Raw genomic sequence first — 17,831 nt, 5'->3', positions numbered from 1 at the left:
GCGGCGGGCATTAGCCCATCTGTCAGCCCGCCAGACCCGGCAGGCAGGATTTCGCCGACACCGTCGTCGGCAGCGGCACGAGCTGGCTGATCGGCGAGCTGAATGGCTTGTTGATCTCGACCATGCTGGCCTGACCGGCACCGCGACACGCCACATTATCCTGTATGCTGACATTCGCCGCGGCAATGACGATCCCATTCGCCTTGGCCCGCGCCACGGCATAGCTGATCTGCTGCTGCGTGGTGCCGCATGCGCTGTCATTGACCATATGGCAACGTGCCGTGCTGTAGGCGGCCTCGCGCAGCGCCTGCTTGGTCCAGGCCAGCCGCCCCAGTTCGATCACGCCGAACAGGCAGGCGAAGAAGACCGGCGCCAGCAGCGCAAATTCGATCGCGACCGCGCCCATCTGGTTCGATCGGATAGGGTTCAGCGATCGGGTCATTGCAGGCGCACCGTCGTCTTCTGGGTGATGACCGCCTTTTCCGCGAGCGAGGCCGGGACGAATTGCGGGTTGAACTTGTAGCTCGCGACGATGTCGAGATAATAGCCCGACCGGCTGTTCGCGCTTGCGCCGCTGCCACAGCTCTGGCCGCAACTGTTGGTCGGAATGAAGCTGCCCGTCTGGCTGAGACAGGCGCAGACGCGGGAACTGTTCGTGCAATTGCCCGTCCCGCCATTGCAGCCGACGGTGACCTCGATCGGGCTTTGCCCCGGCGCCGCCGCCATCGCCTGAACATAGGCGGGAATGGACTGGAACTGCACCGCATCGCGTGTCTTGAAGGCCGACAGCGATGCACCGCTGACCGCTTCGGCCAGCCGCCCGCGCTGGATGGTGAACTGGGCGATGTCGATCGCGACCAGGCTGATCGTGAAGAACAGGGTCAGCCACAGCGCGAACTCGACGGTGGCGACGCCCCGTTCCGAGCGGCGCAGCGTTCGCCAGCCGCCGATCATGCCACCAGCTCCACATCGCCGCCGCTGCCGCCGACCAGATCGCTGATCGACTTGCAGGCGGTGCCGGCATTGGCGCCGCCGCTTGCCGTCACGCGATAGGCGATCAGGGTGAAGCATTGGCCCGCTGACAGGCTGTTGTTGCCGCCCGACATGGTCACGGCCGAATTGGGCAGATGGACGACGCCGGAAAAGACATTCTGCGACCCTGCGCCCCAGTTGGTCGCCTGCGATGTCAGGCTGTCGACCAATATGTCGGCGATGCCGGCGCCTTCGACGGTGCTGGTCGGAGCGATCAGCTTGGTCTTGGCGCCACCGGCCAGGTTGATGGTGCCGCCCAGGATGAAGCTGACATTGACGCCGGCCATGTCATAGCCGGATACCGACACGCCCTCCAGCGTCTGGCCCCAGCTCTGGTTGGTGATCGGCGAGGTATAGGGCCAGGTGGTGCCGCCGGTGCCGTTGGTCAGGCCGCCGCTCACCGTGTAGCGCCCGGCGCCGAACAGCACCGATCCGGCGATCGACAGATTGCCGTTGATCAGGTGATTGGCGGTCTTGCCGAAGACCAGGCGGCTGCCGCCGGCGGTCACGATATTGCCATTGGCGCTGAACAGCCCGTCGCCCATGAAGAAACGGCCGCTGCCGCTCAGCGTGATCGCGTCGCCGCCGGCATTGGCCAGAGTGTAGTTGCCGGTGCCCGCGATCAGGGTGGAATCCCCATCGATCCTGATCTGGCCGGTAACGTCCAGATCGCCATCGCCCAGCGTCATCCAGCTGCCGCCGCCGACGCTGATCCCCTTGAAGCCGTGACTGCCCGCGCCCACCGCCAGGGACGTGCCGCCCGACAGCGTGATGTTGGCGGCGATCGAGACAGGGCCGGTGCCGATCCGGTTGGTGCCCGCAAAGCTGACCGTGCCGGCGCCGATCGACACTTCGCCATTGCCGAAGGTGACGCCGCTCGATCCACTGTTGAAGCCGCCATTGATCCGCCAGACATTGTCACCGAAATTGACAGTCGAACCGCCGCCAACCGACACGCCATTGGCGACGGTGACGGTGGAGCCGGACTGGAAGGTGACGGTGATGCCACCGTCGATCGTGATCCGCGACAGGCAGTAATTGCCGGCGGGAACGGTGAATTTGGCGCTGTTGCCCTGACGGAAGGGGGCCGCACCGGCCGAGGGCGAATTGCCGAAAGTCCATATGTCGGCGCAGGCCGGCGTCACCGGATTGGCGATGGTCCGTGGCGTGCGGAAGGTGCCGAGCAATTGCCGCGCGGTGGCGAGGTCCATCGAATTGGCGAGCGGGTCGCTGATCGCGGTCGACTGGTTGATCCGCTTGTCCGCCGCCGGGACATTGCCGTTCCAGCTGGGATTGGAAAAGCTGCCCGCATAGCGGAGCAGATCGGCCGACAATGTGCCGTAATTGTTGATGATGTCGGCCGCCCCCGAGACGATTTCCTTGGCCGTGATGCCCGATCCGCCATTGTTGACCGATCCGGCGCCGACCACCGAACAGTCGGTCGCGTTGATCGTCGCGCCGCCCTGCGTCTCGACCGCATTGCCAGACGAGGCGAGGCCGAGGATGCAGGGCGTGGCCGACGCGCTGCCGGCCAAGCGCGCCATCGCGCTGACCTTTACGGGCATGGTCGCCGCAGCGCCCAATATGCGGCTGAGGCTGAGCGACAGCGGCGTCGTCAGTTCCACGCGCACCGCCTTGGCGCCGGCTTCGGGCGTGTCGGCCAGCAGCGCCACGTCGATCGTCGCATCGGTGATGCCATGGGCGGTGACCAGGTCGACTGCGGTGGGCCGCAATATCGCCTGCGATCCGTCCGCCTTGTAGGCGACGGCTGCGGCCAGCGCCGCCATGTCGGCAACGCGCTGCGTCGCGATCCGCCGCTCATAGCCGCGGTTGAGATCGACAGCGAGCCCCGCCATGCCGATGACGCCGATCAGCGACAGGGCAGCGACGACACTGACACTACCGTCATGGCTCAGAAATAAATTGCGGAATTTCATGGACAATCCCGAATGAAATGTCGGGACTGCCATTCCGCGCAAAAACTTGATTAATTGCTAATTCACGCAATTTTCGCAAAATAATGTCGGACAATTGGTCGGGTGATCATTGTCCGCCGGCAACCAAAATAGGCCGCGCCTCACCCCATCTGGCGCACCGCGCCCTTATGCGCCTTGCCATTATGGACATAATGGTCGACGCCCTCGCGCATGGTGATGATCGCCTCGTCGGTCAGGTCGCGCATATATTTGGCCGGGCGCCCGGCCCAGAGCTGCCGGTGCAGTACCGTCTTGCCGGGCGAGAGCAGCGCGCCGGCCGCCAGCATCGCGTCGCTCTCCACCGTGCAGCCGCTCATCACGATCGCGCCCAGCCCCACGAACGCGCGGTCCTCCAGCACGCAGCCATGGACCATCGCCATATGGCCGATCAGCACATCCTCGCCGATGATGGTGGGATAGCCCTCTGCCGGATAGCCCGGCCGGCCGTCGCCGGGGCTGTCGCAATGGACGACCGTTCCGTCCTGGATGTTGGTGCGCGCGCCGATGCGGATATGGTTCACATCGCCCCGGATCACGCAATTATACCAGATGCTGGCATCCGCGCCGATCTCGACATCGCCGATGATCCGGCATCCCGGCGCGATGAAGGCACTGGGATGGATCAGCGGCACCTTGCCGTTCAGCGGGATGATCGAAACATCAGGATGGTCGGCGGGATGATCGGTCATCTGCGCCTCAGCCGTTCAGCAGCCGCGCCGCGTGCAGCGCATGATAGGTCAGCACGCCCGAACAGCCCGCCCGCTTGAACGCCATCAGCGTTTCCAGGATCAGCGCATCGCGGTCCCCCGACCCGGCGGCGGCGCCATGTTCGATCATCGCATATTCGCCCGACACCTGATAGGCGAAGACCGGGACGGAGAAACGATCCCGCACGCGCGCGACGATATCCAGATAGGGCAGGCCGGGCTTCACCATGACGCTGTCCGCGCCCTCGGCCAGGTCGAGCGCCACCTCGCGCAGCGCCTCCTCGCCATTGGCCGGGTCCATCTGGTAATTTTTCTTGTCGCCCTTCAGCAGCCCGCGCGATCCCACCGCGTCGCGGAACGGGCCATAGAAGGCGCTGGCATATTTGGCGGCATAGGCCATGATCTGCACATTGGCGTGGCCGGTTTCCTCCAGCGCCTCGCGGATCGCGCCGATCCGACCGTCCATCATGTCGCTCGGCGCGATGATGTCGGCACCCGCCGCTGCCTGGTTGAGCGACTGGCCGATCAGCATGTCGATCGTCGCGTCATTGATCACATAGCCGGTTTCGTCGAGCAGCCCGTCCTGGCCATGGGCGGTATAGGGGTCGAGCGCCACGTCGGTCAGCACGCCGATGTCAGGAACGGCATCCTTGATCGCGCGGATCGCCCGGCACATCAGATTATCGGGATTCAGCGCCTCGACGCCATCGTCGCTGCGGCGATCGGCCTGGGTATTGGGGAACAAGGCAAGGCAAGGAATGCCGGCGTCGCGCGCTTCCTTCGCCCGCGCCACCATCAGGTCGACCGACCAGCGCGACACGCCGGGCAGCGCCGCGATCGGCTCCTCGACGCCGTCCCCTTCGGTCACGAACAGGGGCCAGATGAAATCGCTGGGCGACAGGCGGTTTTCGGCATGCATCGCCCGGCTCCAGGCGGTGGCACGGGTACGGCGCATGCGCAGCGCCGGATAGGAGGCAATAGTCATGCCGCGGGTGTAGGCTGCAGCCCCAAGCGGATCAAGCCGGACCGATTGTCCTGCCCTGGGGCGATGGGGTGGAAACAAGGCATTCCTGGGGGACCATTTGCGCAGCAAATGGTGGAGGGGCACAGGCCCAATAGCGCAGCGTTAATAGGCACGTGCCCCTCCGTCAGGCGCTACGCGCCTGCCACCTCCCCAAGACAAGCTTGGGGAGGAGTTGGAACATGTCCGCTTCTGGTCGTCAGCCGACGACGATCGCTTCGCCTATGAACTTGCCTTCCCAAAGGTAGAAATGCGCCGCCTGCCGCATTTTCGCAGCCGCGCTTTCGCCCGACAGAAAATAGAAGCCCAGCCTTCGCTTGTCTCCGGGATGCAAGCTATCTTCCCCAAGAAGAAGAATTGCATCCCAGCCGATGAGGGGTTCGCTTCGCGAAATCATGCAAGGGCAGCCCCAACCGGGATGGGCAGGTTGGGACCGACCACCTTCTTCCGTTGTATACATGCGAACGTCTGCCAATAACTGTGGCGAGGCGCTTCGCTGAAACTCCGCTCTGGTCATCGGGAAACTCTGCCACTGAACCAGAACGTCCGCAATCCGCGAACCCGAACATCCTTTTAAGCCGCTACCCGACCTACCGCGCCTCAGCGCCCGTCATCATCCGCGCCGGTGCTACCACCGATAACCGTTCGGGTATAATCGATGCGGATGCGGACCCAGGCGCCGACCTGGGGCTTGCCGTCGACGCGGGGCGGGCGCACCAGGAATTGCCAGGCGGCCAGGCGCACGGCGCGGCCAAAGCCCGATCCGGTCGGATATTCGCTGATCATCTGGCAATTTTCGACATGATAATGGTCGATCGTCTTGCATGCGACCAGGCCATAGCCCTGCGACGGCGCATTGGCGGGCAGATAGCTGGACAATTCGGCATGGGTCGGCCGGCGATACCATTCCGCCTCGAACAATTGCACACCGCCCGGCCCCTCGCCCGGCCCGACGATCGCCTTGGCATTGCCGGTGCCGCTGTCGCCGACGCCGGCCGTCTTCTTTTCCATCTTGCCGATGTCGGCCGCGGCCATCTGGCGGCTGTCGAGCGTGATGAAGGGGAAAGGCGATGGCGGCTGCACGCTCGGCGTCTCGACCGGCCGGGGCGGCGTCACCACCGGTTCGCTCTTCTGCTTGGGCGCGGCGGTATCCCGCTCGCGCTTTTCCGCCTTCTGCGCCTTGGACTTTTCCTTGTTCGCCTGCTTGGCCGGCTCGATATCGAAGCTCACCGGATTGCGATCCTCGACCTTCTTGGGGTCGATATGCGGCGCCATCGTCAGCAGCGCCAGCAGCAGGATCGCGTTCAGCACCAGCGCGAATGCCAGGCCGCCGGCCCGCTGCCGCAACTTGTCCCAGGGAATATGCGAAATTATCAAGCGTGCCGACCGGTCTCTATGCGTTGCGCGTCATGCCCAGACGGCACCGCACAGTCAACGCCGTGGCGGCTGACAAATCGGTAATGTGGTTGGATTGGCCGGCCGACGCCCTGTCCGGACGCCCTGTCCGTCAGCAGACATCCTCTTCGCGCACCACCGGCCGGCTCTCGCGCGTGGCGCGCATCCGGCTGGCCTTGTCGTCGACATCGGAGGTCAGCACGACATGGTCGTCATGCACTTCCAGCAGCACCCCGGCAAAGGGAAAGCCCTCCAGACTGCCGGTCACCCGATAGCTGACCGAATCGCCGACCTTGAAGCTGGCCGGGTCCATGTTGAAGCTGAAGGGGCAACTGCCCTCGCCCATGTCCTGCATGTCACTCTCCTCTTTGACGCCGATCCTATCGCGAGCGGAGTGCCCCGATCAAGCAGCGCCGCATCCATTCTTCAGGGCTTTTGCAGCCATCGCCGCCCCGCTAAAGGCGGGGCCATGGATATCTGCCTTGCCGCCCCCGCCGACCTGCCCCTGCTCCACCGCGTGATCGAGCGCGCCTATCGCGGCGACGAGGCGCGGGCCGGCTGGACATTCGAGTCCGACCTGCTGACCGGCGCCCGCACCGATATCGAGGAATTGCACGAGATCCTCGCCAGCCCGACCGACCGGCTGCTGGTCGCGATCGACGACAAGGGCATGCCGATCGGCTGCGTCCAGATCACCAAGCGCGAGGAGGGCGTCGCCTATCTCGGCCTGCTCTGCATCGATCCGCAGCTTCAGGCCGCCGGTCTTGGCCGCCGCATGATCGCTGCGGCAGAGGATCAGGCTGCGCGCGACTTCGGCGCGACGACGATCGAGATGACGGTGATCGACCGGCGCCCCGAGCTGATCGCCTATTATCAGCGACGTGGCTATGTGCTGACCAACGAGAAGCGCCCCTTCCCCATCCCGCTCGATCCGCCGCTCGAAATGGTCGTCCTGGCAAAAGCGCTGGCGGCTCCCGTGCAACTGAGCTAGGCCCGCTCGCGATGCTCACCAAGCTCTATCAGTGGATGCTGGCCAAGGCCGCTCACCCGCACGCCGAACGTTGGCTGTTTGCCTTCAGTTTCATGGAATCCAGCTTCTTTCCGATCCCGCCGCATCCGCTGCTGGGTCTGATGTGCCTGGCGCGGCCGGAAAAGGCGATCCGCTATGGCCTCATCTGCACCATCGCTTCGGTGCTGGGTGGCCTGCTCGGCTATGGCATCGGCCATTTCCTCTATCAGGCGGTCGGCGCGCAGATCCTGCATTTCCTTGGCCTGTCGGCGAAATTCCCGGTCGCGGCCTGCTACCTGCGCGACTATGGCGCGGAGATCATCCTGATCAAGGGCGCGACCCCGATCCCGTTCAAGCTGATCACCATCACGGCGGGCTTCATCGGCCTGTCGCTCTTCACCTTCCTGTGGGCCAGCATCCTGTCCCGCGCCTTCCAGTTCATGATCGTGGGCTTCCTGTTCTGGAAGTTCGGTCGCCCGATCAAGGCGTTCATCGAGAAATATCTGGCACCGCTGTCGGCGCTGTTCCTGGTGCTGGTGGTCGGCGGTTTCGTCGCGGCGTCGATGCTGTCGGGCGGCGGGCAAAAGAGCGATCGCTGCTCCAACGCCACCATGGCCACCATCTCCTGATCCGCCGCAAATGAACGCCCTGCTCGCGCGCCATCCCCGGCTTGCTGCCCTGCTCGCCGGCTTCCTCTCGGCGACCGGTTTCGAGCCGCTGAAACTCTGGCCGGTCACGATCGGCTGCTTTGCGCTGCTCATCCTGCTGATCGAGCGCGCGCCCGATCGCCGCGCCGCTTTCCTGCGCGGCTGGCTGTTTGGGGTCGGCCATTTCACCCTGGGCCTCAACTGGATCGCCCACGCCTTCACCTATCAGGACGCGATGCCGCACTGGTTCGGCTATGGCGCGGTGGTCCTGCTCTCGCTCTATCTCGCCGTCTATCCCGGTCTCGCGACCTTGGGCGCATGGTGGGCCGGGCGCCGTTTCGCCTTAACCGGCCCGGCCTTCCTGCTGCTGTTCGCCGGCTGCTGGATCGCCAGCGAATATGCGCGCGCCACCATCTTCACCGGCTTTGCCTGGAACCCGCTGGGCGTCACCCTGCTGCCGACCGGCGCCGCGATCGCCGCGACGCTGATCGGCACCTATGGCCTGGGCGCGCTGGTACTGCTCGCTGCCGGCGCCTGCCTGCTGGCGGCGCGCCGCCAATATCGTCCGGCCGCCGCCATTGCCGTGCCGCTCGTCGCCCTCGCGCTCTGGGGCCAGCTCTCGCCCGCGCCGACGACGCCCGCCGGCGCGCCGCTGATCCGCGTGGTCCAGCCCAATATCGGCCAGGACGAGAAATATTCGGCCGAGCTTGAACAGGCGCATTTCCGCACCCTCGCGACCCTGTCGGGCAAGCCCCGCCCTGCCCCGCGCCTGATCTTCTGGCCGGAAGCGGCGATCCCCGCCTATCTCGACATGGAACCCGAATGGCGCTGGCGCCTCGCCGACCTGATGGGGCCGGGCGACCTGCTGATGACCGGCGCGACCAAGGTCTATTTCAAGGACAAGGGGCCTTATGGCACGACCGAACTGGCCGGCGCCAACAACAGCCTGTTCGTCGTCACCCCCGATGCCCAGCTTGCCGCCCGCTACGACAAGGCGCATCTCGTCCCCTATGGCGAATATCTGCCGATGCGCTCCATCCTCCAGCCGATCGGCCTGTCGCGGCTGGTGCCCGGCGATGTCGACTTCTGGCCCGGCCCCGGCCCGCAAAGCCTGACCCTGCCCGCCACCCTTGGCCGCCCGTCGCTCAAGATGGGCGTGCAGATATGCTATGAGATCATCTTCTCGGGCCAGGTGGTCGATCGCGCCCATCGCCCGGACTTCCTGTTCAACCCGTCCAACGACGCCTGGTTCGGCAGTTGGGGCCCGGTCCAGCATCTGGCCCAGGCGCGGCTGCGCGCGCTGGAAGAAGGGCTGCCGATCATCCGCGCCACGCCCACCGGCGTGTCCGCCATCGTCGATGCGCGCGGCCATGTGCTGCATTCACTGTCCAGCCATCGCGCCGGCTATCTCGACAGCCGCCTGCCGCCACCGCTGCCTGCCACCCTGTTCGCGCGGATCGGCAATTGGGCGCCCTTCGCCTTCCTGATCCTGTTGATCGGCACGGCTATTGCCTTGCGCAAAGGCAAAAGCTAATAACCACATAAAGTTTTCTTTATATCCTTTCGTCCGCCCATGTCTTACGGGAGTCTCATGCGTAACCAATTCCTCTTCACCTCGGAATCCGTTTCCGAAGGCCACCCCGACAAGGTCGCGGACCAGATTTCCGACTCGATCGTCGACCTGTTCCTGTCCAAGGATCCCGAAGCCCGCATCGCGTGCGAAACCCTGACCACGACCCAGCTCGTCGTCCTGGCCGGCGAAATCCGCTGCAAGGGCGTCTATGAAAATGGCGAATGGGCACCGGGCGCCAAGGAAGAAATCGAAGCGACCGTCCGCGCCACCGTGAAGCGCATCGGCTATGAGCAGGACGGCTTCCACTGGGAAACCTTCCGCTTCGAGAACAACCTCCACGGCCAGTCCGCGCACATCGCGCAGGGCGTCGATGAAAGCGGCAACAAGGACGAAGGCGCCGGCGACCAGGGCATCATGTTCGGCTATGCGTCGGACGAAACCCCCGACCTCATGCCCGCCACCCTCTATTATTCGCACAAGATCCTGGAACGCATGGCGGCCGACCGTCATGGCAAGGTCGTTCCCTTCCTGGAACCCGATGCCAAGAGCCAGGTGACGCTCGAATATATCGACGAAAAGCCGGTCCGCGCGACCGCGCTGGTCGTGTCGACCCAGCATGCCGCCGGCATGGACAATGACGACAGCCGCGCCGAGCTGCGCGCTTACGTCAAGGGCGTGATGGCCGATGTCCTGCCCGAAGGCTGGCTGCCGGGCGACGAAGCCATCTATGTCAACCCGACCGGCCTGTTCGAAATCGGCGGCCCCGACGGCGACGCCGGCCTCACCGGCCGCAAGATCATCGTCGACACCTATGGCGGCGCTTCGCCCCATGGCGGCGGTGCGTTCAGCGGCAAGGATCCGACCAAGGTCGACCGTTCGGCGGCCTACATCACCCGCTATCTCGCGAAGAACATCGTTGCCGCCGGCCTCGCCCGTCGCTGCACGATCCAGCTCAGCTACGCCATCGGCGTCGCCGAGCCGCTCTCGCTCTATGTCGACCTGCACGGCACCGGCACCGTCGAAGCCTCGGCGATCGAAGCCGTGCTGCCGACCCTGGTGCGCCTGACGCCCAAGGGCATCCGCACCCATCTCGGCCTCAACAAGCCAATCTACCAGAAGACCGCCGCCTACGGCCATTTCGGCCGCACGCCCGACGGCGACTATTTCCCCTGGGAAAAGACCGATCTGGTCGACGCGCTCAAGGCGAAGCTGGCCTGAAGCCTGCGGTCTGACGTCCAATAGCAAGGGGCGCGGAGAGCTATGCTTTCCGCGCCCTTTTCGCATGTCCGCCACAAGTTGCTATCGACCTGTCGAAATTAGACGATTTTCCATCGCATTGTCATGACTCGGGGTTATGATGCAGTGCGGTCAGGAATGGGGGTCCGCCGCGACGTCTGAACGCGTTTCGGAAGGCCAGCCATGCCCAGGACGACCAGCGAACCCACATCATCCACCGCTTCCATCCCGCTTTGGCCGCCGCTCGACTGGTTCGGCCAGGCCTTCGACTATGGCGTCGACGCGTTGCAACGCGCCGTCCTGTTCGCCGACGTCAAGCGCCAGCGCGGCGACCAGTATAAGGCGCATCTGGCCGAACGCGTGCCCCATGTGCTGAATTTCGACGGCGAGATCATCCTGTCCGGCGCCGATCTGCCCCGCCCGGTCAACTATGGCCTGGTCCGCATCACCCCGCCAGAGGGCCTGCCGGTCGACCCCGCCAAGCGCCCGGTCATCGTCGTCGATCCGCGCGCCGGCCATGGCCCCGGCATTGGCGGCTTCAAGCCCGACAGCGAGATCGGCGCCGCCCTGCGCGAGGGCCATCCCTGTTATTTCATCGGCTTCACCCCCAATCCGGTTCCGGGCCAGACGGTGGAGGATGTGATGCGGGCGGAGGCCGCCTTCGTCGCCCATGTCGGCGAACTCCACCCCTCCGCCGACGGCAAGCCGGTGGTGATCGGCAATTGCCAGGCCGGCTGGCAGATATTGATGACCGCCGCGGTCTGGCCCGACCTGTTCGGCCCGATCATCGTCGCCGGCGCCCCGCTCTCCTATTGGGCGGGCGACAATGTCATGCGCTATGGCGGCGGCCTGATGGGCGGCAGTTGGGCGACGGCGATGACCGGCGACATGGGCGCGGGCCGATTCGACGGCGCCTGGCTGGTGCAGAATTTCGAAAATCTCGACCCTGCCAACACACTCTGGAAAAAGGATTATACCCTCTATTCCCGGGTCGATACCGAAGCCCCACGCTATCTCGGCTTCGAGAAATATTGGGGCGGCTATGTCTATCTCAACGATGTCGAGATGCAGTATATCGTCGACAATCTCTTCATCGGCAACCGGCTCGCCACCGCCCAGTTGCTGACCTCGGACGGCATCCGCATCGACCTGCGCAACATCCGCTCGCCGATCCTGGTCTTCTGCTCGCATGGCGACAATATCACGCCGCCGCCCCAGGCCCTGGGCTGGATCACCGATCTCTACCGCAACGATGCGGAGATCGTCAGCCATGACCAGACGATCATCTATGCCACCCATGACAGTATCGGCCATCTCGGCATCTTCGTCTCGGCCAGCGTCGGGCGGAAGGAGCATCGCGAATTCGTCAGCGCCATCGACCTGATCGATGTGCTGCCCGCCGGCCTCTATCAGGCGACGGTGCAACAGGATCCAGACGGCGCCCTGCCCGGCGCCGTGGATGATGACGGCCAGTATCTGGCGATCCAGCGGCGCGGCATCGCCGATGTCCAGGCGATCGTGCAGCAGGATTTCGACAGCGAACGGCGCTTCGTTGCCGCCCGCCGTGCGTCGGAAGCCAATCTGGAACTGTATCGCCGCTTCGCCCAGCCGCTGGTGCAGGCGATGGCCAGCCCGCAACTGGCCGACTGGCTGGTGCAATGGCACCCGATGCGCCTGTCCTACAGCTGGTCGAGCGACCATCCCATGGCGCAACTGATCGAGGGCTGGGCCGGGGTCGTGCGCGACAATCGGCGCCCGGTCGCGCCCGACAATGGCTTCCTGGCCGGCCAGACCATGGTGTCGAACATGATGGTCGGCGCGCTCGACGCCTATCGGGATGCCCGCGACAGGCTCCAGGCACTCAGCTTCGATACGATCTATGGCGCGCCGCTGGTTCAGGCCGCCATGGGCGTCGCCCCGCAGGATGGCCGCCCGCCCCGCCATCACCCCGGCGACACGCCGGAACATCGCGCCTTCGTTGCCGAGGAAATGGCGCATCTCAGCGCCGAACTGCATGAAGGCGGCCTGCCGGAAGCGCAGTTGCGGGCGATCTTCCACGTGCTGCGCACCCGCGAGCAGACCGACGCCCGCCGGTTCGAGGAGGCGCGCCGCCTGCATATCGACATGCTGCCCGCAGGCATGACCCTGCCGCTGTTCCGGGCGCTGGTGCGCGAGCAGGCCAAGCTGCTGCGCCATGATCCCGATGGCGCGATCGCCGGCATTCCCGAACTGCTCGCCCGCGTCGATCCCGATGCAGTCCGCGCCGGCGGGCAAAAGCTTGCCGCCCTGTTCGACCGGGACGAAGGACTGACGCAGGAGGAGGCCGCCCGTCTGGGCGCCATGCTCGACCTGTTCAATGCTGCGGCCGATGCCGGCCGTGGCTGAGCCATCCTGTCCGGAACATGACGAAAAGTTCATTGGCCTGCGCCCGCGGAACCGCGCATAGAGAGGGCGTCGGGCTCGCACCCCTGTCGAGCCCGGCACCCTCCACCCAGGGCAACGCCATGACCCGTCCTCTTGCTACCGCCTTCATCAGCCTTGCATTTCTGGTTGGCAGTGCCGCTCCTGCACTGGCAGCTCCCTGCAAGGATGCGAAGGGCAAGTTCGTCAAATGTCCGCCAAAGGCGGCCCCGAAAAAGGGCCCCTGCAAGGACGCCAAGGGCCGCTTCGCCAAGTGCAAGTGACCTGACGAACTGGACAGACCGGTCGGGCCTTGCCTCCCGGCCAGCCTTCGGGTCGCACCACGGCTAGCCAGCTTCAAGGGCCATCCTGCCGCTCTCCCCTGTTCGGCATCCCATGGTCCTTGTCCTCTGTCCCTTCCCCCACCCCACTGCATGAAAGGTGGCGGGAAGGGATGGAATGACTTCACAATATCACGTTGAAATCCGCGCTGGTCAGGGCCAGCCCCGGGGTCAGCAACGCAAACTGCACGGCCGCCTCCGCCCCGTTGCCATCGGCATCATAGAAGAGCGCCCCGGTCGCGCTGTCATAGAGGATGCGGTCGTTCGCATCGGCCGCGACATTGCCGATCACGAAGGAATCGGGGTCGAGCAAGCCCCAGCCACCACTCCCGCTGCCGATCGGACCGAATTGGTCGTGCGACAGCAGGATGATGTCGTCCGCCACGGAAAAGTCGGTGATCTGAACCAGATCGCCCGCCCCCGGCGCCGCGTCAAAGCCGAAGGAGTCGCGCCCGGCACCACCGCTCAGCACGTCGTTGCCGCCAAAGCCGCGAATGACATTGTCGCCGCTATTGCCTGCCAGCACATTATCCAGTGCATTGCCGTTGAGGTTGATGTTCCAGCGGTTCACCAGCGTGACATTCTCCACATCCGGCAAGGCCAGCAGGTCGATCGAAATGGAACTGACGATCAGGTCGGTGCCGCCGCCAGGCGCCTCCACCACCTGATCACCCCAGCTGTTGACATGATAAATGTCGTTGCCGGCACCCCCGGCCATATAATCCTCGCCGCCAAAGCCGCGCAGCCGGTTGTTGCCGCTGTTGCCGGTCAGTATATTGTCCAGGTCATTGCCATAGGCGTCGATATTGCCCCGGCCGATCAGGGTCAGGGATTCCACATTGTCAGCAAGCGTATAGTCGACCTTGGCAAAGACCCGGTCATAGCCGCCGCCCACCGCCTCGACGATCACGTCGCCCTGGTTGTCGACCCAATATTCATCGTCGCCGCCAAGCCCGATCATCTGGTCGGCACCGGCCAGTCCGGACAGGACATTAACGCCGTTGTCGCCGGTCAGTATGTCGGCATAGGCAGAGCCGCGGATATTCTCGAATTCCGACAGCGTGTCATTTCCTGCGCCGCCGGTCGCCACGCCGGCTGCCAGCGACACCTGCACGCCGGCAACGGCATGTTCGTAACTGACGCTGTCGATGCCCACGCCACCCGACAATATGTCATCGCCCGCGCCGCCCTCGATCAGGTCATCGCCGCTCAGGCCCGACAGGGCGTTGTTCCCGTGATCGCCGGTCAGCATGTCGGCATAGGCAGAGCCGCGGATATTCTCGATCCCCGACAGCGTGTCATTGCCCGCGCCGCCGGTCGCCAAGCCGGCCAGCAGCGAAACCTGCACCCCGGCGGCCGCCTGTTCGTAACTCGCCGTGTCGATGCCGGCGCCGCCCGACAGGATGTCGTCACCGGCCAGCCCGGCCAGCACATTATTGCCGTCATTCCCCGTCAGCACATCCGCGAAGGCCGAACCGATGACATTTTCGAAATCCCACAACTGATCGTTGCCGGCTCCCCCGGTTGCGATGCCCGCCTGCAAAGACACTTGGACCGCCCCCACGGCATGCTCGTAGCTGACGCTGTCGACACCGGTCTCGCCCGACAATATATCGTTGCCCTCACCACCCTCGATCACGTCATTGCCCGCACCCCCGGCAATCGTGTCGATGCCGACATTGCCGACGATATAATTATCGCCGCCATTGCCCGTCAGCGCCTGCCCTGATGCCGATGTGCCCGTCAGTTTTTCGAAGTTGGCCGGAAGCAGATAGCTGGCCAGGCTGGTGCGGACCTCATCCACACCTTCTCCGGCATATTCGGTGACAGCGATATAGACGCCATCGATGATATATGTGTCGTTGCCGGTTCCACCGAACAACGAGCCTGAGCCGGTGATGCCATAGAGAATATCGTCGCCCCACTGGCCATCCACTCTCGCAAAGGGGCTGCGCGAATATAGTATGTCGTTGCCCAATCCGCCATAAAGCCAGCCGGAATAGGCCCCGGTATCCAATATATCGTTGCCGGCACCGCTGATTATGGTGATGGTCCCCCCTTCCGCGTTGTCAGGGTCTCCGCTCAGGATATCATCACCCGTGCCGCCCAGGATCTGGAGTCCCGCGATATTCTTGAAGGTCACCAGCCCATAGGCATTCAGGCCATCATGATCATAGGTAAACGTCCGACCGACGGATTCCGCCATATAGTCCAGCGTTATTCGCCCCCCGCCATTACCGTCAATCAGAGCATTGACCCTATCCGTATTGACGATGATTTCGACGTAGCCTGACGAGTGAACTATTGGAGCCGTTATCGTCAGCAACTCGATATTTTCAAAAACAACATCATTCGTGTAATAACTTGTTAAATTCCTAGCATACCCTTCATTGAGAACCATACGCCAAGCATCACGAACAACGTAGATATTGGGATAAGTAAGGTTCAGAATATCATATCCATCCCCCCCGTCCACATTGGACGAACCATCATATTGTGTCAGATTGAAAATATTGTCTTCTGGTCCACCCACAAAATCCGTCATTGCCGCTCTCCTTTGCGATTAGGGCCGGTTCTTGCACAAACCGATCAGCAGTTTTGCGACCTAAGATAATCCCCTCTTTATATTCATGACGTTGCGCCACTTGGCAACAGCGATCGGCTTGCCCCCGCGCCTCGCGCCCGCTATCGGCGCACCTCATGACAGCGCATAAATCCGGCGATCCCACGACCCTCAACCGCCTCTACGGCCGCCAGTCCGGCCCCAAGCTTCGCAAGGGACAGCAGGAACTGGTCGATACCCTCCTGCCCGCCGTATCGGTGCCGGCCGAAGGCGACGTCACGGCCGCCGACCTGTTCGGCTATGACCGCCCGCTCCATTTCGAGATCGGCTTCGGCGGCGGCGAGCATATGGCCTATCGCGCCGACATGCTGCCCGACCATGGCTTCATCGGCTGCGAGCCGTTCCTGAACGGCGTGGTGCAGGCGCTCGGCCATATCCGCGACGGCGCGCTCGGCAATGTCCGGCTGCATATGGGCGATGCGCTCGATGTGCTCAGCCGCATCCCCGACGGATCGCTCAGCTTCGTCTATCTGCTCCATCCCGATCCCTGGCCCAAGGCGCGCCATGCCAAGCGGCGGATGATGAACCCCGGCCCGGTCGACATGATCGCCAGGAAGCTCAAGCCTGGCGGCGAGTTCCGCTTCGGCACCGATCATCCGGTCTATCTGCGCTGGGCGCTGATGGTGATGAACGGCCATCCCGAATTCGACTGGCTGGCAAGCGACCCCAAGGATTTCCTGACCCGTCCGGGCGGATGGCCCGAAACCCGCTATGAGGCCAAGGCTCGACGTCTGGGTCATGAGGTCTGGTATTTCCGCTATCGCCGGAAATGAGGCGCGGGTCGTTTCGCACGGCCTGCTCCTGTGCCATGGTGGTCGATCCTGTATAGAGGCCCCATGACCGACATCGACCAATTCATCGCCGGACTGCCCAAGGCAGAGTTGCACCTCCATATCGAAGGGACGCTGGAGCCCGAACTGATGTTCGCGCTGGCCCGGCGGAACGACGTGACCATGCCTTACGGCTCGATCGACGAGATCCGCCAGGCCTATGATTTCGGCAATCTCCAGGATTTCCTCGACATCTATTATGCCGGCACCAATGTGCTGCGCACGCCGCAGGATTTCCACGATCTCGCGGCCGCCTATTTCGATCGCGCGGCGCAGGACAATATCGTCCATGCCGAAATCATGTTCGATCCGCAGGCACACACATCGCGCGGCGTGCCCTTCGCCCATGTGATCGAGGGGCTGCTGTCAGCCATGCGGGATGCGGAAGAACGCCATGGCATCACCAGCGACCTGATCCTGAGCTTCCTGCGCCATCTGAGCGAGGAAGAGGCGTTCGACACGCTGCGCGCCGCCACCCCCTGGCTGCCGCAGATCAAGGCGGTGGGACTGGACTCATCGGAAGTCGGCCACCCGCCCGAGAAATTCGCCCGCGTCTTCGCGGCCGCGGCCGAAGCCGGCCTCAAGCTGTGCGCCCATGCCGGCGAGGAAGGGCCGCCCGCCTATGTCTGGGAAGCGCTCGACCTGCTCAAGGTCGACCGGATCGACCATGGCAATCGCGCGCTGGAAGAGGATGCCCTGGTCGAGCGACTGGTGGACGAGCAAATGGTGCTGACCGTCTGCCCGCTCTCCAACCTCAAATTATGCGTGATCGACGACATCGCCAGCCATCCGCTCGACCGGATGCTGGAGATGGGCCTGCGTGCGACGGTCAATTCCGACGATCCGGCCTATTTCGGCGGCTATCTCAACGACAATTATCGCGCCGTCACCGCCGCCCGCAGCCTGTCCCGCGAGCAGGTCGCCCTGCTGGCGCGCAACAGCATCACCGGCTCCTTCCTGCCGCAGCAGGCCAAGGACGCGCATCTGGCGACCATCGACGCCTATCTCGAACAGGCGCATTGAGGCCCTGATTTACTGCCC

Annotated in this window: 16 protein-coding genes; 7 read left to right on the top strand and 9 right to left on the bottom strand. The window is 64.2% G+C overall.

Translation table 11 applies throughout. The features are described 5' to 3' along the window. Positions 1–22 precede the first annotated feature (22 nt). The 8 genes from U0025_RS06135 to U0025_RS06100 all read right to left on the bottom strand — a co-directional run bounded on the left by U0025_RS06135 (position 23) and on the right by U0025_RS06100 (position 6,486). Entirely contained in the window at positions 23–442 is a 420-nt protein-coding gene (locus U0025_RS06135) for a TadE/TadG family type IV pilus assembly protein (protein WP_004212028.1), read from the bottom strand. Next, positions 439–954: a TadE/TadG family type IV pilus assembly protein gene (locus U0025_RS06130; RefSeq protein ID WP_004212027.1), complete on the bottom strand. Its 516-nt coding sequence runs from the start codon at positions 952–954 to the stop codon at positions 439–441. The genes U0025_RS06135 and U0025_RS06130 overlap by 4 nt, the downstream gene beginning before the upstream one ends. After that, positions 951–2,969, bottom strand: coding sequence for a pilus assembly protein TadG-related protein (locus U0025_RS06125; protein ID WP_004212026.1), 2,019 nt, complete (start codon positions 2,967–2,969; stop codon positions 951–953). Before U0025_RS06125 ends, U0025_RS06130 begins: the two co-directional genes overlap by 4 nt. A 140-nt stretch (positions 2,970–3,109) precedes the next feature. Continuing rightward, entirely contained in the window at positions 3,110–3,697 is a 588-nt protein-coding gene (locus U0025_RS06120; protein WP_004212025.1) for a gamma carbonic anhydrase family protein, read from the bottom strand. Between the two features lie 7 nt (positions 3,698–3,704). Beyond that, a complete protein-coding gene (gene hemB, locus U0025_RS06115; protein WP_037491349.1) occupies positions 3,705–4,700 on the bottom strand; it encodes a porphobilinogen synthase in 996 nt (331 codons plus the stop codon). Positions 4,701–4,935: 235 nt separating this feature from the next. After that, on the bottom strand, positions 4,936–5,253 hold the full coding sequence (locus U0025_RS06110) for a hypothetical protein (protein WP_037491346.1): 318 nt from the start codon (positions 5,251–5,253) through the stop codon (positions 4,936–4,938). 83 nt (positions 5,254–5,336) lie between these two features. Beyond that, on the bottom strand, positions 5,337–6,113 hold the full coding sequence (locus tag U0025_RS06105) for a hypothetical protein (RefSeq protein WP_004212021.1): 777 nt from the start codon (positions 6,111–6,113) through the stop codon (positions 5,337–5,339). 130 nt (positions 6,114–6,243) lie between these two features. After that, positions 6,244–6,486 (bottom strand): hypothetical protein, encoded by a 243-nt coding sequence (locus U0025_RS06100; RefSeq protein WP_004212020.1) that lies wholly within the window; start codon positions 6,484–6,486, stop codon positions 6,244–6,246. Positions 6,487–6,600: 114 nt separating this feature from the next. Between U0025_RS06100 and U0025_RS06095 the strand changes: the two genes are divergently transcribed. The 5 genes from U0025_RS06095 to U0025_RS06075 all read left to right on the top strand — a co-directional run bounded on the left by U0025_RS06095 (position 6,601) and on the right by U0025_RS06075 (position 12,981). Beyond that, positions 6,601–7,122 carry a GNAT family N-acetyltransferase gene (locus U0025_RS06095; protein WP_004212018.1) on the top strand — a complete coding sequence of 174 codons (522 nt, stop codon included), beginning with the start codon at positions 6,601–6,603 and terminating at the stop codon, positions 7,120–7,122. Positions 7,123–7,133: 11 nt separating this feature from the next. Continuing rightward, positions 7,134–7,769, top strand: a complete 636-nt coding sequence (locus U0025_RS06090; protein ID WP_004212017.1) for a YqaA family protein — start codon at positions 7,134–7,136, stop codon at positions 7,767–7,769. Between the two features lie 10 nt (positions 7,770–7,779). Continuing rightward, positions 7,780–9,321 carry an apolipoprotein N-acyltransferase gene (lnt, locus tag U0025_RS06085; RefSeq protein ID WP_004212016.1) on the top strand — a complete coding sequence of 514 codons (1,542 nt, stop codon included), beginning with the start codon at positions 7,780–7,782 and terminating at the stop codon, positions 9,319–9,321. A gap of 57 nt (positions 9,322–9,378) precedes the next feature. Next, positions 9,379–10,578 carry a methionine adenosyltransferase gene (gene metK / locus U0025_RS06080; RefSeq protein WP_004212015.1) on the top strand — a complete coding sequence of 400 codons (1,200 nt, stop codon included), beginning with the start codon at positions 9,379–9,381 and terminating at the stop codon, positions 10,576–10,578. Positions 10,579–10,779: 201 nt separating this feature from the next. Beyond that, positions 10,780–12,981 carry a DUF3141 domain-containing protein gene (locus U0025_RS06075; RefSeq protein ID WP_004212014.1) on the top strand — a complete coding sequence of 734 codons (2,202 nt, stop codon included), beginning with the start codon at positions 10,780–10,782 and terminating at the stop codon, positions 12,979–12,981. A 480-nt stretch (positions 12,982–13,461) separates the two neighbouring features. Here the strand turns inward: U0025_RS06075 and U0025_RS06070 are convergent, their stop codons facing one another. Continuing rightward, the gene (locus U0025_RS06070; RefSeq protein WP_037491343.1) at positions 13,462–15,543 is read right to left on the bottom strand and encodes a calcium-binding protein; all 2,082 of its coding nucleotides are present in this window, start codon (positions 15,541–15,543) and stop codon (positions 13,462–13,464) included. 494 nt (positions 15,544–16,037) lie between these two features. Between U0025_RS06070 and trmB the strand changes: the two genes are divergently transcribed. Beyond that, positions 16,038–16,733: a tRNA (guanine(46)-N(7))-methyltransferase TrmB gene (trmB, locus tag U0025_RS06065; protein WP_004212010.1), complete on the top strand. Its 696-nt coding sequence runs from the start codon at positions 16,038–16,040 to the stop codon at positions 16,731–16,733. A gap of 63 nt (positions 16,734–16,796) precedes the next feature. After that, a complete protein-coding gene (locus U0025_RS06060; RefSeq protein WP_004212008.1) occupies positions 16,797–17,813 on the top strand; it encodes an adenosine deaminase in 1,017 nt (338 codons plus the stop codon). The last annotated feature ends 18 nt before the right edge of the window (positions 17,814–17,831 follow it).

This window comes from Sphingobium yanoikuyae (genome assembly GCF_034424525.1).
Taxonomy (GTDB): Bacteria; Pseudomonadota; Alphaproteobacteria; order Sphingomonadales; family Sphingomonadaceae; genus Sphingobium; species Sphingobium yanoikuyae.
This window is presented reverse-complemented; position numbering and strand designations above follow the sequence as displayed.

Excerpts from the sequence above, each read along its gene's own strand:
- U0025_RS06135 (WP_004212028.1), bottom strand. The coding sequence starts at position 442 with ATGACCCGATCGCTGAACCCTATCCGATCGAACCAGATGGGCGCGGTC.
- U0025_RS06130 (WP_004212027.1), bottom strand. The coding sequence starts at position 954 with ATGATCGGCGGCTGGCGAACGCTGCGCCGCTCGGAACGGGGCGTCGCC.
- U0025_RS06125 (WP_004212026.1), bottom strand. The coding sequence starts at position 2,969 with ATGAAATTCCGCAATTTATTTCTGAGCCATGACGGTAGTGTCAGTGTC.
- U0025_RS06120 (WP_004212025.1), bottom strand. The coding sequence starts at position 3,697 with ATGACCGATCATCCCGCCGACCATCCTGATGTTTCGATCATCCCGCTG.
- hemB (WP_037491349.1), bottom strand. The coding sequence starts at position 4,700 with ATGACTATTGCCTCCTATCCGGCGCTGCGCATGCGCCGTACCCGTGCC.
- U0025_RS06110 (WP_037491346.1), bottom strand. The coding sequence starts at position 5,253 with ATGACCAGAGCGGAGTTTCAGCGAAGCGCCTCGCCACAGTTATTGGCA.
- U0025_RS06100 (WP_004212020.1), bottom strand. The coding sequence starts at position 6,486 with ATGCAGGACATGGGCGAGGGCAGTTGCCCCTTCAGCTTCAACATGGAC.
- U0025_RS06095 (WP_004212018.1), top strand. The coding sequence starts at position 6,601 with ATGGATATCTGCCTTGCCGCCCCCGCCGACCTGCCCCTGCTCCACCGC.
- U0025_RS06090 (WP_004212017.1), top strand. The coding sequence starts at position 7,134 with ATGCTCACCAAGCTCTATCAGTGGATGCTGGCCAAGGCCGCTCACCCG.
- lnt (WP_004212016.1), top strand. The coding sequence starts at position 7,780 with ATGAACGCCCTGCTCGCGCGCCATCCCCGGCTTGCTGCCCTGCTCGCC.
- metK (WP_004212015.1), top strand. The coding sequence starts at position 9,379 with ATGCGTAACCAATTCCTCTTCACCTCGGAATCCGTTTCCGAAGGCCAC.
- U0025_RS06075 (WP_004212014.1), top strand. The coding sequence starts at position 10,780 with ATGCCCAGGACGACCAGCGAACCCACATCATCCACCGCTTCCATCCCG.
- U0025_RS06070 (WP_037491343.1), bottom strand. The coding sequence starts at position 15,543 with ATGGCGGAATCCGTCGGTCGGACGTTTACCTATGATCATGATGGCCTG.
- trmB (WP_004212010.1), top strand. The coding sequence starts at position 16,038 with ATGACAGCGCATAAATCCGGCGATCCCACGACCCTCAACCGCCTCTAC.
- U0025_RS06060 (WP_004212008.1), top strand. The coding sequence starts at position 16,797 with ATGACCGACATCGACCAATTCATCGCCGGACTGCCCAAGGCAGAGTTG.